Annotated in this window: 12 protein-coding genes; 9 read left to right on the plus strand and 3 right to left on the minus strand. The window is 60.6% G+C overall.

What is annotated here, in order from left to right; all coding sequences use genetic code 11:
- The first annotated feature begins 490 nt into the window (after positions 1-490).
- From V3W39_RS13400 to msrA, 9 genes are all read left to right on the plus strand, one after another.
- Complete coding sequence (locus V3W39_RS13400) at positions 491-817, plus strand: DUF6124 family protein (RefSeq protein ID WP_330212755.1); 327 nt, start codon at positions 491-493, stop codon at positions 815-817.
- A gap of 172 nt (positions 818-989) precedes the next feature.
- Positions 990-1,850 (plus strand): hypothetical protein, encoded by an 861-nt coding sequence (locus tag V3W39_RS13405; protein WP_259197708.1) that lies wholly within the window; start codon positions 990-992, stop codon positions 1,848-1,850.
- A 499-nt stretch (positions 1,851-2,349) separates the two neighbouring features.
- Positions 2,350-3,315 carry an amino acid ABC transporter permease gene (locus V3W39_RS13410; protein ID WP_177042468.1) on the plus strand — a complete coding sequence of 322 codons (966 nt, stop codon included), beginning with the start codon at positions 2,350-2,352 and terminating at the stop codon, positions 3,313-3,315.
- Between the two features lie 15 nt (positions 3,316-3,330).
- On the plus strand, positions 3,331-4,095 hold the full coding sequence (locus V3W39_RS13415; RefSeq protein ID WP_177042469.1) for an amino acid ABC transporter ATP-binding protein: 765 nt from the start codon (positions 3,331-3,333) through the stop codon (positions 4,093-4,095).
- A gap of 65 nt (positions 4,096-4,160) precedes the next feature.
- Complete coding sequence (locus tag V3W39_RS13420) at positions 4,161-5,000, plus strand: transporter substrate-binding domain-containing protein (RefSeq protein WP_330212756.1); 840 nt, start codon at positions 4,161-4,163, stop codon at positions 4,998-5,000.
- Positions 5,001-5,082: 82 nt separating this feature from the next.
- Positions 5,083-6,390 (plus strand): NAD(P)/FAD-dependent oxidoreductase, encoded by a 1,308-nt coding sequence (locus V3W39_RS13425; protein WP_330212757.1) that lies wholly within the window; start codon positions 5,083-5,085, stop codon positions 6,388-6,390.
- Positions 6,391-6,416: 26 nt separating this feature from the next.
- Complete coding sequence (locus V3W39_RS13430; protein ID WP_076016960.1) at positions 6,417-6,887, plus strand: Lrp/AsnC family transcriptional regulator; 471 nt, start codon at positions 6,417-6,419, stop codon at positions 6,885-6,887.
- 183 nt (positions 6,888-7,070) lie between these two features.
- A complete protein-coding gene (locus tag V3W39_RS13435) occupies positions 7,071-8,558 on the plus strand; it encodes an MFS transporter (protein WP_330212758.1) in 1,488 nt (495 codons plus the stop codon).
- Positions 8,555-9,061 (plus strand): peptide-methionine (S)-S-oxide reductase MsrA, encoded by a 507-nt coding sequence (msrA, locus tag V3W39_RS13440; RefSeq protein ID WP_177042473.1) that lies wholly within the window; start codon positions 8,555-8,557, stop codon positions 9,059-9,061. The genes V3W39_RS13435 and msrA overlap by 4 nt, the downstream gene beginning before the upstream one ends.
- Positions 9,062-9,161: 100 nt before the next feature.
- Here the strand turns inward: msrA and V3W39_RS13445 are convergent, their stop codons facing one another.
- The 3 genes from V3W39_RS13445 to V3W39_RS13455 are packed head-to-tail and all read right to left on the minus strand — an operon-like array spanning position 9,162 to position 13,230.
- Positions 9,162-10,505 (minus strand): c-type cytochrome, encoded by a 1,344-nt coding sequence (locus V3W39_RS13445; protein ID WP_177120236.1) that lies wholly within the window; start codon positions 10,503-10,505, stop codon positions 9,162-9,164.
- 17 nt (positions 10,506-10,522) lie between these two features.
- Complete coding sequence (locus V3W39_RS13450; protein WP_330212759.1) at positions 10,523-12,775, minus strand: xanthine dehydrogenase family protein molybdopterin-binding subunit; 2,253 nt, start codon at positions 12,773-12,775, stop codon at positions 10,523-10,525.
- Positions 12,775-13,230, minus strand: coding sequence for a (2Fe-2S)-binding protein (locus V3W39_RS13455; RefSeq protein WP_003215609.1), 456 nt, complete (start codon positions 13,228-13,230; stop codon positions 12,775-12,777). The genes V3W39_RS13450 and V3W39_RS13455 overlap by 1 nt, the downstream gene beginning before the upstream one ends.
- Positions 13,231-13,236 lie beyond the last annotated feature (6 nt).

Below are 13,236 nucleotides of genomic sequence, written 5' to 3' on the forward strand. Positions count from 1 at the left end.
TGATGGGCGTCCCTCTGCAGGCCACTATGAAATGAGCCACCGAATCGACAGCGAATTGCAGGATGTTAAGTTCACCGGCGGTGTTAAGCGTTTGCCATGAATGCACTGTCGGTTTTTCGCGAGATGCGAAGCACTTGGCGGGCCACATCGTTTGCAGAATGAGTGCTTGGCCCGTAGCAATTCGTGAGGCGCCTTGCTCCGTTGCCTACAGTTACGTCAGAATCCGCCGGCTTGTGCGCTTGAGGATGGGTCTCTAAGGTTGCTCGGTCGCTGAAAACTCAGTGATCGGGTTTAGTAGCCCGAAGTATTCTAGGCAATGTGCATAAGCATCATCTGTCGGACGTCTTTGTCTGTGCTTAATGGTGGCTGTGTGCAGGGCGCCCTCGGGCGCGCCGGTTTTGTCTGGAATATCCGGTCTACTAACCTGCACACAGCTGCCACCTTTCGTTTAGTAGCGATAAGGCGGTGGCCAAAATGGAGCATCCAGACAATGTTCAAGGTTACCCCTAATCCTCCGGGAACTTGCGATCCAAAACTCCACCAGGCCGCCCAGCGCGCCATGGATCACTACCTCAATCCCAGTTCAAAACCCGCCCCAACGCCCTCAGCCCTGTTCAGCGTCGCCGCCGACGCCAGCAGCGAAAGCCTGATCACCAATAGTTACGAAACTTTCTCCTCCGTGAGTGCCTTGCTGCTTAATCTGTCTGAAGAACTGACAGGGAAAGACCGGGATGTGGCGTTGGCTATTCATCAGCTCAGTGAGCTAGGGATATTGTTGATGGGCAAACTCATCGACCGTGAGGTGCCTTGTAGCTAAACCTGACGAGCTACCCGTTTCGCATATCCATTACTCGCCGAGTCGTCATAGCTATAAGCAGCGACCCGGCGATTTGGGTAACCATGGAACGGGATGCGGCATAAACCATTTGCTTTCGACTGCCGTGTGATTTAATAGCCAGAACTCACAAAAGCACACAAGGAACGTTATTTTGAGCAATATCGATCTTGGAACGACATATGAAAAGATGTACATATACGAAGAAGAGATAAAAAACAATATATCCATAAAAACACAACTGATATTTACAGCAATATTCATACTTGTTTCTACAGCTGTCTATCTTGCTCGTTTTTTAGATTTCTCTTCAAAACCAGAAATAGCCTACATAATCTCGGCACTTGTCTTTTTTGTAGCCGCCATTTCAGTAATATCCATTTACTTCAACTTCAAAGCCTTCAGCGGTTCTGAGTTCAACAGAATGCCATACGCCGAAAAAGTCAAGGAATACTACGACGAGCAGATCCATTACAACATCGAAGTTGACAAATATAACTCTCAAGTTGAACAAGGGGAAATACTTCCATTAATAGATCCCAAAAAAGAAACGGAAGATTTCATATGTAAAACGTACGTTAGTTGCGCAACACATAACGCCGTCGCCAATGAACAGCGGTCACGATGGGTCTTTAAGTCTCTGCTGGCATTTCTTATCGCCTGCATTCCCTTGGCCATAGCCAGCTTGTTATTTGTTATATTTGATATGGATACATCTTCCCCCCGGAAAAACCTTGCTATTAAAGACAGCTTTGTCGGTGGCGAAATAGCCTCTTTAAAAAATCAACTTGCAAGAACTTCAAATAATGACACCATTGCAGACCTGGAAAAAAGAACTATAATCCTGGAAACGATCCTTCTGGAACAAGGGGCAAGTCAATTGAGCGACTCTAAAAAACCAACTGGCAATGAGCAACAGCCTAAGCCAGAAGCACCGGTCAAACCGAGTCCTCCACCTTTGCGAACGGGGCTCGAAGACTTTTTAGGTGGCGGATCAAATGGGAGTCAGAAATGAAAAGTGATAATGACCACTCTAAACCTATGACGGCTAGACCAACACCCCCTAAAAAACCAACCGAGCCGGTTGTACGTCGCATCGTTAACGAAAAAGTCATTAACAGTAGAGAAATAGCTCTGGCAGATCGCTGATAGCAGACCAAAACATAATAGGGCAGACCACACTAACTAAGCTATGACGTAGGCTTTTTATATAGTCGTGGTCACCCCTCGTTTTCGCAGTGAATTGAACTTTTTAGTTAAGCGAAAAAGACCACTCTCTCCCTCGCAAATCGTGCCCAGCGAGCGTTCTCTGAGCGGGCCTGTTACGCGCGCGTCTCTACTGAAACATCTCCGGACCGCAACCCTCACAAGATTCCTGCAAATGTAGGGGTCCCCTCCCCTCATATGCCGAAAACAACTGCATTTCCCAACATTGCGCAGGGTGCCGCCCGGCATTTCGCCAACCCATAATGAACCTACAACAATAAAGGGGCTCACCCCGGGGCGCGTAAGCCATGTACAAAGACCATATCGTCAAGACCCGCATGACTGACAGCGCCGCCTTCATGGGCGCAATCGCCGTTGTGATCTTCATCATCACGCTGGCCTGTGGGGTGGGTGACGGCCGTCTTTCCCATTTGATGGGCCCCATCGTTCTCGACCTGAAGGCACCACTGGCGCGCGACATTGCAGTGGGCGGCACGTTCACCATAACGGTGGTGCTGAACCTCTTCATCCTCGGCCGCTTTCCCTTGCGCGCACAGATCATCACGGTGTGGTGCGAGTTGCTGGTGCTGTTCCTGCTGTTCTTCGACACCTTCAACCTTTCCTACAGTTTCATCGCGACCAAGATCGGTTTCATGATCACCCAAGGGGTGTTCACCACCGTCTATGTGTCGGCGATCTCCATTGCGATCGCATTCGTCCTGGCCTTGCTGGGCGCCACCGCGCGCTTGTCTTCCAACGGTTTCGCGATTGCGATTGCCAGCTTCTACACCTCGTTTTTCCGCGGTGTTCCGCTGCTGATCCAGATCTATCTGATTTACCTGGGCATCCCTCAGCTCGGTTATGTGGTCGGCGCTGTTCCGGCCGGCATCCTGGCGCTCTCGCTGTGTTATGGCGCCTACATGACGGAGATCTTCCGTGCGGGCATCAGCAGCATTTCCCGCGGCCAGTGGGAAGCCTCGCGGGCGATTGGCCTGAATCCTTTCCAGACCATGACCCGGGTGATTCTTCCGCAGTCCATGCGCCTGATCATTCCGCCAACGGGCAACCAGTTCATCTCGATGCTCAAGGACAGTTCGCTGGTGTCGGTGATCGGGGTCTGGGAGTTGATGTTCCTGGCGCGAACCCAGGGACGCGCCGAGTTCCGGCACCTGGAAATGCTCATCACCGCCGCCGTGTTGTATTGGCTGCTGTCGATCGTGCTGGAAACCGTCCAGGCCCGCCTGGAAAAACACTTCAACCGCGCCCATCGCTGAACCAGGAGCATGACGATGAATCAGCCCTCAGTAGCCCCTGCCCCGTATCCCGCGATTTCGATCCAGGACATGCACAAATGGTATGGCGATTTTTATGTGCTCAAGGGGATCGACCTGCACATTGCCAGCGGTGAAATCGTGGTGGTGTGCGGGCCGTCGGGTTCCGGCAAGTCCACGTTGATTCGCTGCCTGAACCTGCTGGAAGACTTCCAGAAAGGCCACGTATTTATCGAAGGCACCGAGTTGACCCGCGATGCCGCCTGCGTGGCCGGCATACGGCGCCAGGTGGGCATGGTGTTCCAGCAGTTCAACCTGTTCCCGCACATGACCGTGCTGGAGAACCTCATGGTGGGCCCTCGCCTGGTGAGCAAACTCAGCGAGCTGCAGGCCCGCGAGCTGGCCCATGAATACCTGGACCGGGTGCGTATCGGCAACCAGGCCGACAAATACCCCAGCCAGCTCTCGGGCGGCCAGCAGCAGCGCGTGGCCATTGCCCGCGCCCTGTGCATGCGCCCGCGCATCATGCTGTTCGACGAACCCACCTCCGCCCTCGACCCCGAGATGGTCAAGGAGGTGTTGGACGTGATGGGCGAACTGGCCCAGGACGGCATCACCATGGTCTGCGTCACCCATGAGATGGGCTTCGCCCGACGGGTTGCCGACCGGATCATCTTCATGGACCAGGGCTGCATCATCGAGCAGGCCAAGCCCACCGAGTTTTTTGACAACCCCCAGCACGAACGTGCCCGGGAATTCCTGTCGCAGATTCTCAGCCACTGAGAAGCACCGTCGGACATCGACCAAAACAACAAAAAACCGTACTCACGATATCTGGAGGCTTACCCATGATCTCGCTCACTCGCTTAGTCGCAGCAGCCACTGTCGCCACCGCCCTCGCCGGCCTTACAGGCGCAGCCTGGGCGGGCTCGACCCTCGACCGTATCCATGAAACCAAGGTGATCAAAGTGGCCACCTCTGCCAACTGGCCACCGCAATCGTTCCTCGGGCCGGACAACAAACTGCAAGGGTTTGATATCGATGTCGCCAGCGAGATTGCCAAACGCCTGGGCAGCAAAGTCGACTTCGTGACGCCCGAGTACGGGATCATCACCGCGGGCCGCTGGTCGAGCCGCTGGGACTTGTCGGTGGGCTCCATGACGCCCACCACCGAGCGCACCCGGGTGCTCGACTTTCCCGCCATCTACTACTACACGCCGTATGTATTCGCGGTGCACAAGGACGCAGCCGGGACCAAGCTGGCGGACCTGAACGGCAAGATCATCGGCGTCGAAGCCGGTACCACTTCCGAGGACTACATCAACCGTCGCCTGAAGATCGACGCCGCCGATGTGCCGCCGTTCACTTACGACGTCACACCCGGCGAGGTTCGCACGTACGGCGACAGCATGGGCCCGCTGGATGACCTGCGCATGGGCAACGGGGTGCGGCTGAACGCAACGCTGTCCGCCCTGCCCACCATCGTCGCGGCCATCAAGAATGGCTACCCCATCGTCCGGGTGGAAGGCAAACCGGCCTACTACGAACCCCTGGCCATCGCCGTGGACAAGGGCGATGACGCCTTCAACAGCGCGCTGACCAAGATCGTCGCCGAGATGAAAACCGACGGCACGCTCAAGCAACTGTCTGAAAAATGGTACGGCGCCGACCTCACCCAGGTGCAATAAAAACCCCACAGGCCCTACAGGCGCCCGTCCTCGACGCGGCGCGCTGTACGCCTGCGCCGCAAAAAAAAGGACGACGGACTTCATGTACACCTACAACAACAATTACTACACCGCCACGATGCGCGACACCACCGAACGCGCGGTGCTGTGCGGCAATGCCCAGGCCGATGTCTGTGTGATCGGCGCCGGGCTGGCGGGGCTCAGCGCGGCGTGGGAACTGGTCTCGCGGGGGCAGTCCGTGGTGCTGCTGGACGCCGGCCGTGTGGCTTGGGGCGCGTCGGGGCGTAACGGCGGGTTCGTGCTGCAAGGCTGGTCCGAAGGCTTGTCCTCCATCGAGCGGCGCTGCGGTAAACCCACGGCTGCCGCGCTGTTCAAGCTGTCCCTTGAAGGGGTCGACATCGTGCGGGGCATGATCGCCCACCATCAATTCCCCGGCTGCACGCCCACCCCCGGAAAGCTGAGCGTGGTGCGCTACGAAGACGGCGAGAATCTGCAACGCCTGCGCGACAAAATGGCGGCGGATTTCGACTTTCACCTCGACTACCTGGACCGCCAGGCGGTGCGTGAAAAGCTCAAGACCGAGCGCTATTTTCAGGCACTGCGCGACAACCACGGCTTTCACTTCCACCCGTTGAACTATTGCCTGGGCCTGGCCCAACTGATCGAACACAGCGGTGGCAGAATCCATGAGCGCTCGCCCATGGTCCGCGTCGAAAGCCGCAACGGGCGACACCGGGTGTTCACCGACCAGGGCAGCGTCGATTGCGCCCATGTGGTGTATTGCTGCGGCGGCTACGGCGGGCCTGAGTTCGGCAAGCTGCGCCGCGCCTTCCTGCCCATCGCAACCTATGCGGTGCTGACCGAGCCTCTGGGTGATCGCCTGGCAGAGGCGGTGTGTACCACCGAGGCCGTGGGCGATAACCGCCGGGCCTCGGACTATTACCGCATCGTCGAGGGCGACCGGCTGCTGTGGGGCGGTCGCATTACCACCCGCAACCTGCAGGATGAAAAGCGCCTGGGCCAGCTGCTGACCCAAGACATCCTCGACGTGTATCCGCAATTGCGCGGCATCAAGATCGACAAAGCCTGGTCCGGGCTGATGGGCTATGCGCGGCACAAAATGCCGCACATCGGCCCCCTCGGGCAGGGCTTGTGGACATGTACATCATTTGGTGGCCATGGTATGAACACCGCGCCGATTGGTGCACGGGTGATCGCCGAAGCGATCTGCGGCGAAACCGATCGCTACCGACTGTTCGATGCCTACGGCCTGGAATGGAACGGCGGCCCCCTGGGCCCGGCGGCGGCACAAACGGTTTACGCAGGCCTGAAGATGATGGACCTGTTTCAGGAAAGGCGTTCACAACACCGAGCGACTCATAAGAACTGAAACCCAGCGAGGTCAATGACATGCCCATGGATACGCAGAATCCCGGTCCACTGTTCAACCTCACCGACAAGGACCGGCAATTGCTTGGCCTGCTGCAAGCCAACGCACGCGAGCCCACCGCGTCCTTGGCGCGCAAGCTCGGGGTCTCGCGCTCTGCGGTGCAGGAGCGCATTACCCGCCTGGAAAAGGCCGGCGTCATCACCGGCTACAGCGTGCGCATCGACCAGGACCGGCTGCAGCAGACGGTTACCTGTTTCACCATGACCTCCTGCACCAACAAGAGCTACACCGATGTGATGACCTCGCTGCGCAAGATGGACGCGGTGCAGGCCGTGTATGCGGTCTCGGGTGAGTCCGACTTCATCATTCACCTCGCCACCGCCACCCTGAGCGAACTCAACGCCGAGCTCACCCGCATCAATATGATCAAGGGCGTGGCGCACACCGCGTCCCATATCGTGATGGAAACCAAGTTCAGCCGAAAATTGACGGTGTGATCGCCAGCCTTTGGGGGGCCGCGCAGACCTCAAGCAGCCTCTTCCCACGATTCCCCAAGTCATTTCTTGCAAAAGAATCCGTCTCGCTTCAATATTCCAAGCAATAACTTGCTTAATTAATCCAGGCTTGACGCTTATGCCATTCGCCGGGTTCCACCGCGAACGCATTACAAGGAATCGTTGATGCACACCCAAGACAGCAGCTGGGGCGAGTTGCTCCGCGGCAAGAATGCCACCCGTTCCCTCGCCCTCTCAGGTGGCATAGCGCTCTATGCCACCAACACCTATATCGCCACCACCATCCTGCCGTCGGTGGTCGCGGAAATCGGCGGCCTGGAGCTCTATGCCTGGAGCACCACGCTGTACGTGGTGGCCTCGATCCTCGGTTCGGCCCTCACCTCCAAGCTCTTGCAGCACACCGGCCCACGGCGAGCATATGCCGTGGCCACGCAGGTGTTCATGGTTGGCGTGCTGATATGCGCCCTGGCGCCGAGCATGCCGGTGATGCTCGCGGGACGCTTCATCCAGGGCCTGGGCGGCGGGGTCTTGCTGGCCTTGTGTTATTCGATGATCCAGCTGGTGTTCGAAGAGCGTCTGTGGCCGCGTGCAATGGCGCTGGTGTCGGGCATGTGGGGCGTCGCGACGCTGGTCGGGCCGGCGGTAGGCGGCGTGTTTGCGGAGATGGACGCCTGGCGCCTGGCCTTTGGCGCGATGGTGCCGGTGAGCCTGGCGTACATGGTGCTCACCAGCCGTGCGTTGCCACCACGGGACACCACCGAGGCCACCACCGCCCGCTTGCCGGTGCCGCAACTGGTGCTGCTGGCCGGCGCGGTGCTGGCCGTGTGTGCGGGCAGCGTTTCGTCGCTGCCGGGCTGGAACCTGCTGGGCATCGCCACCTGTGCGGTGCTGGTGTGGCTGTTGATCCGCAAGGAATCCAAGGCCACGGTTCGTCTTTTGCCCAGGGATGCGTTGAAGTTCAGCACGCCGCTCTGCGCCCTGTATGCGACCACATGCTTGTTGGTGATCGGCATGAGCAGCGAGATTTTCATGCCGTATTTCCTGCAGCACCTGCACGGCCAGTCACCGTTGATTGCCGGTTACATGGCGGCGCTGATGGCGGCGGGCTGGACCGTCTCGGAAATCCTCAGCTCCGGCTGGACGGGCCGTGGTCCACATCGCGCCATCGTCGCAGGGCCGCTGTTTATCGTGGCCGGACTGATCATGCTGGCCATTACCACTCCCATCGCCAGTCAGGGCGAATGGACACTTCTGGCCCCTATCTGCCTCGGGCTGTTCCTGGTGGGTTTTGGCATCGGCCTGGGCTGGCCGCACCTGCTGACGCGCATCCTGCAGGTGGCGTCGGAGCAGGACAAGGACACGGCAGCTTCGTCGATCACCACCCTGCAACTGTTCGCCATGGCCATGGGCGCGGCACTGGCGGGGGTGATCTCGAACATGGCGGGCATCAATGATGTGGCGAGTAATACCGGGGTCGCCAACGCGGCACGCTGGCTGTTCGCGCTGTTTACCCTGGCCCCGGTGTTGGCCCTGGTGATGGCGCTGCGGGCCACGCGGACGAAGGCGATCGACGGCGCACACCTGGATCTTGGTATTGCCCAACCCGCCCCCATAACTACCGCTGTATCCAACAACGGGAAGCACAGACCATGACCAACCCGACCGAAACCGCCCTCCTCGCCGGCGGCTGCTTCTGGGGCATGCAAGACCTGTTGCGCCGCTACCCCGGCGTGCTGCACACGCGGGTCGGCTACACCGGTGGTGATGTACCGAACGCCACTTACCGTAACCATGGCAACCATGCCGAAGCCATCGAAATTGTCTTCGACCCGGCGGTGATCACTTACCGGCAGATCCTCGAGTTCTTTTTCCAGATTCACGACCCGAGCACGCCCAACCGCCAGGGCAATGACCTGGGCCCAAGCTATCGTTCGGCGATTTATTACCTGAGTGAACAGCAACGTGATGTGGCCGAAGACACTGCGGCGGATGTGGATGCCTCAAAGCTGTGGCCAGGCCGTGTGGTGACCGAGATCGAACCGGCGGGGCCGTTCTGGGAAGCGGAACCGGAGCATCAGGATTACCTGGAGCGGATTCCCAACGGTTACACCTGCCACTTCATCCGGCCGAACTGGAAGCTGCCAAAACGCGGTTAACAGTGTGGGAGCGGGCTTGCCCGCGAATGCGGTGGGTCAGTAAAAAATTTGCTGACTGACACACCGCTTTCGCGGGCAAGCCCGCTCCCACACTTTCCCATCAGCGCATCTGCAGAATGATCGGGCTGCTGCTCGCCGGGCCCGTATGCTCGCGCAACTTGCCCACCGCCTTCGCATCCACGGCACCACCCTGATTGCCCCAGGTGCCGCGCACAAACGTCAGCACTTCAGCAATCTCCTGGTCCGACAACTGCTCCCTGAACGCCGGCATGCGATAAGCGTCCGCCACATTGGCTGCCACCACGCGCTGTGAGCCATTCAAGGTAATGTTGATCGCCGAAGCAGTCTCCTTGGCCAACGCTGAGGTAGCACCCGCCAGCGGCGGCATCCAGTCCGGTTGCCCTTTGCCTTCCAGCCCGTGGCACGAGGCGCAGCGGGTCACATAGGTATGGGCGCCCGGCGCCTCCAGGCGTTCTGCAGCCGACACCGCCTGATACTGCCAGGCCGGCCCATCACGCTCCTTGTCCCCCGGCAACGACCGGAGATACCGCGCAATCGCCGCCAGGTCATCGTCGCTCATGAACTGCGTGGAGTTGTTGAACGCCTCGGTCATCGAGCCATAAACCACCGCATGTTTATTGCGACCGGTCTTCAGGAACTGCACCACTTCCGGCTCGCTCCAGCGACCCAGGCCGGTGTTGGGATCGTCCCGCAGGCTCGGCGCGTACCAGCCATCCAGCAAGGCACCCGCGAGGAACGGCTTGCCGCTTTCATCCAGCGCCTTCTCGTTAAAGGCCAGGCCCCGTGGCGTGTGGCAACTGCCGCAATGCCCCGGCCCCTGCACGATGTAGGCGCCACGGTTCCACAGCTCATCTTTGCCAGCCTTGGCTACGTACGGCTTGCCATCGGTAAACACGCCATTCCACAGCGCGATCGGCCAACGCATATTCAAGGGCCACGGGATCGAGCTCTTGATATTCGCCTGCCGCACCGGCGCCACGCCCTTCATGAAGAACGCGTACAAGGCGCGCACATCATCGTCGCTGAGCTTGGCGTAGGACGGATACGGCATCGCCGGATACAGCCGGCGGCCACCCGGCGCGACGCCGTGGCGCACCGCGCGGTCGAAGTCGGCGAGGCTGTAGGTGCCGATGCCGGTTTCCGGGTCCGGTGTGACGTTGGTGGCATGGATCGCCCCCAGCGGCGTGGCCATCTCCAGGCCTCCGGCAAAGGGCGCGCCGTTGGGCACGCTGTGGCAGGCCACACAGTCACTGACCCGGGCGACATACTCGCCTCGGGCGACCAGCGCCGGCTCTGTGGCAACAGGCTCGCTCGCCAGCGGCGAAGCTGGCTCGCGGGTGACATACCAGGCCAGCAGGCCTGCGGCGACCAGGCACAGCAGCGCCAGCCAGCCAACGGTTCTTGCGAATCGGCGGTTGTTCATAAGTGCTCAGGCCCCGGTCAGGTGAAGGAATGGCGGCTTAACGGCATGCTGCGCACGCGCTGCCCCGTCAACGCCGCTACGGCGTTGGCCACGGCGGGCGCTACGGCGGGCAACGGCGGTTCGCCAATGCCGCCCATTTTTTCCCCGCTCTCGATCACGCGCACATGCACCCGCGCCATCCGCGAAGGCGGCAGCACCGGGTACAAATCGTAGTTACGCGCCCGAGGCAAGCCGTCCACATACACCGCTTCCTCCAACAGCACCTGGGACAAGCCCAGCGACACCGCCCCATTCACCTGCGCCTCGACGATCGCCGGGTTGACGATGCTGCCTGGGTCGATGGCCTGCCAGATGTCATGCACCTTGACCTGCCCGTTCTCGATCGACACCTCGGCAATCACCGCCGTCTGCGTGCCGAACGGCGAGGCCATCGCCACCCCGCGCGCGCGCTTGCTGCCGTCTTCGGCGACAAACGGGCCGCGCTTCCAGCCACCCGACAACTCACCCACCGCCTTCAGCAGCGTGGTCAGCCGCTGGTTATCCCGCAGCAGATGCAGGCGCAAGTCGAACGGGTCTTTGCCGCCTTTGTCCGCCAGCTCATCCAGGAACGACTCGTAGAAAAAGTCATTCAGCGAGTTACCCACCGACCGCCAATAGCCCAGCATCACCGGGCCCTTCACATAGATCTGCGCGATGCGCTTGTTGGGAATCGCATAAGACTTCCCGGACAACCCCTCCAGCGCCGTCGGGTCAATCTTCTCGCCCTGTTTGCCCGACAAGGCCTCGGTCGGCCCCTCGGTGGCACTCACCGCCTCAATCGCCACCGGCCAGCCGTCAGCGTCCAGCGCCCCACGGAAACTCACCGCCGCCACCGGGCGCAGCACGTCCCGCAGGAATTCTTCTTCACGGCTCCAGATCATCTTCACCGGACGCCCGACCGCCTTGGCCAACTCAATGGCCTGCGGGTAAGGGCTGGCCGAGTCATACAGGAAATGCCGGCCGAAAAACCCGCCCAGCAGCGGCGAATGCAGGGTAATCCGCTCCGGGGCCAGGCCGGTGCGCTTGGCGATATCGGCCAGGAACATATCCTGTGCCTGGTTCGGCAACCAGATCTCCAGCGAACCATCAGCATTGAAACTCGCCAGCGCCGAAGGCGGCTCCAACTGCGCATGGTGCAGATACTGGTTGTGGTACGTGGCCTCGACCTTGGTCTTGGCATTGGCCAGCGTGCCGGCCACATCGCCCTCGTTCTCATCATCCCGGGACGGGCCGGTTTCCGCGGCGAGGCGCTTGAAGTGTTCGTCGCTGGAAAAATCCTTCGGCATCCCGCGCAGCTTCGAATCAGCCGTGGGTTCCAGCCAGTCGACCTGAATCGACTCCACCGCACGCTTGGCGTGCCACCAACGCTCAGCCACCACCGCCACCGCACCGGGCAGGCGATGCACCGAGTGCACCCCCGGCATGGCCTTGACCTGGTCCTCGTTGCGCAGGCTACCCACCGTCATGCCCAACCGGGGCGCATGCTGCACCGCCGCGTGGAGCATGCCGTCCACCTTCATATCAATGCTGTACAGCGCCTTGCCGGTGGACTTGTCATACGCATCCAGACGCTTCACCGGCTTGCCGATCCAGCGGAACTGGCTTGGGTCGCGCAGCTTCACGCTGGCCACGTCCGGCACCGGCAGGTCCATCGCCCGCCCGGCCAGCTCGCCATACGTGAGGGACCGCCCGGAGGCCGCGTGCACCACCTTGCCCGGCTCGGTCGACAACTCACCCACCGGCACTTTCAACGCCTGCGCCCCGGCCTCCAGCAACATCGCCCGGGCCAGCGCTCCCAACCGGCGCATGGTCGGGTAACTCATGCGCACCGACATACTGCCGCCGGTGATACGCATGCCATTCTCCATCACCACAAAGGCTTCGCCGGGCGGCGCGCACTCAACCAGGAACGTGGCCGGGTCGGCGTCCAACTCCTCGCCGACAATCTGCGCCATCGCCGTGAACGTGCCCTGGCCGCCTTCGATAAACGGGCTGAGCAGGCGAATGGTGTTGTCGGGACGGATCTCCAGAAAGGCCGGCACCTGCGTACCGCGCTCGCCGGCGGCGGCAGCAGTGGCCGCCTGCACGCGGCCAGAGCCCAGGGGCAGGCCAAAGCCGATCACCAGCGCGCCCACGGCGGTGCTGGCCAGGAAACGACGGCGCGACAGGTTGACCGGTTCAGTCAAGCCCGCGACCAAGGGCAGAGCAGTGGGATCGATGCGAACGTTCATCAGGCCTCTCCCTTCTGCGCAAGGTCATGCACTGCCGCATGAATGGCGTTGTAGGTGCCGCAACGGCAGAGATTGACCATCGCGGCCTCGATCTGCGCATCACTCGGCTTGGGGGTGTGCTTGAGCAGCGCCGTGGCTGCCATCACCTGGCCGGACTGGCAATAGCCGCACTGGGCGACCTGGTACTCGACCCAGGTGGCGACGACTCGCTTGCCCACATCATCCGACTCGATGGCCTCGATGGTGGTGATCTCCCGGCCAACCACGCCGGAGACGGGCGTGACGCAGGAACGCACCACGTTGCCGTCCACAAGCACGGAACACGCACCGCACTGCGCCAGGCCGCAGCCGTATTTGGTGCCGGTCATGCCCAGGTTGTCGCGGATGACCCAGAGCAGAGGCGTGTCGGGTTCGGCGTCGACTTGGTGGGTCTGCTGGTTAATTCGTAATTCCATGGCTCA

It is taken from the genome of Pseudomonas sp. Z18(2022), assembly GCF_036346535.1.
Taxonomy (GTDB): domain Bacteria; phylum Pseudomonadota; class Gammaproteobacteria; order Pseudomonadales; family Pseudomonadaceae; genus Aquipseudomonas; species Aquipseudomonas yamanorum_A.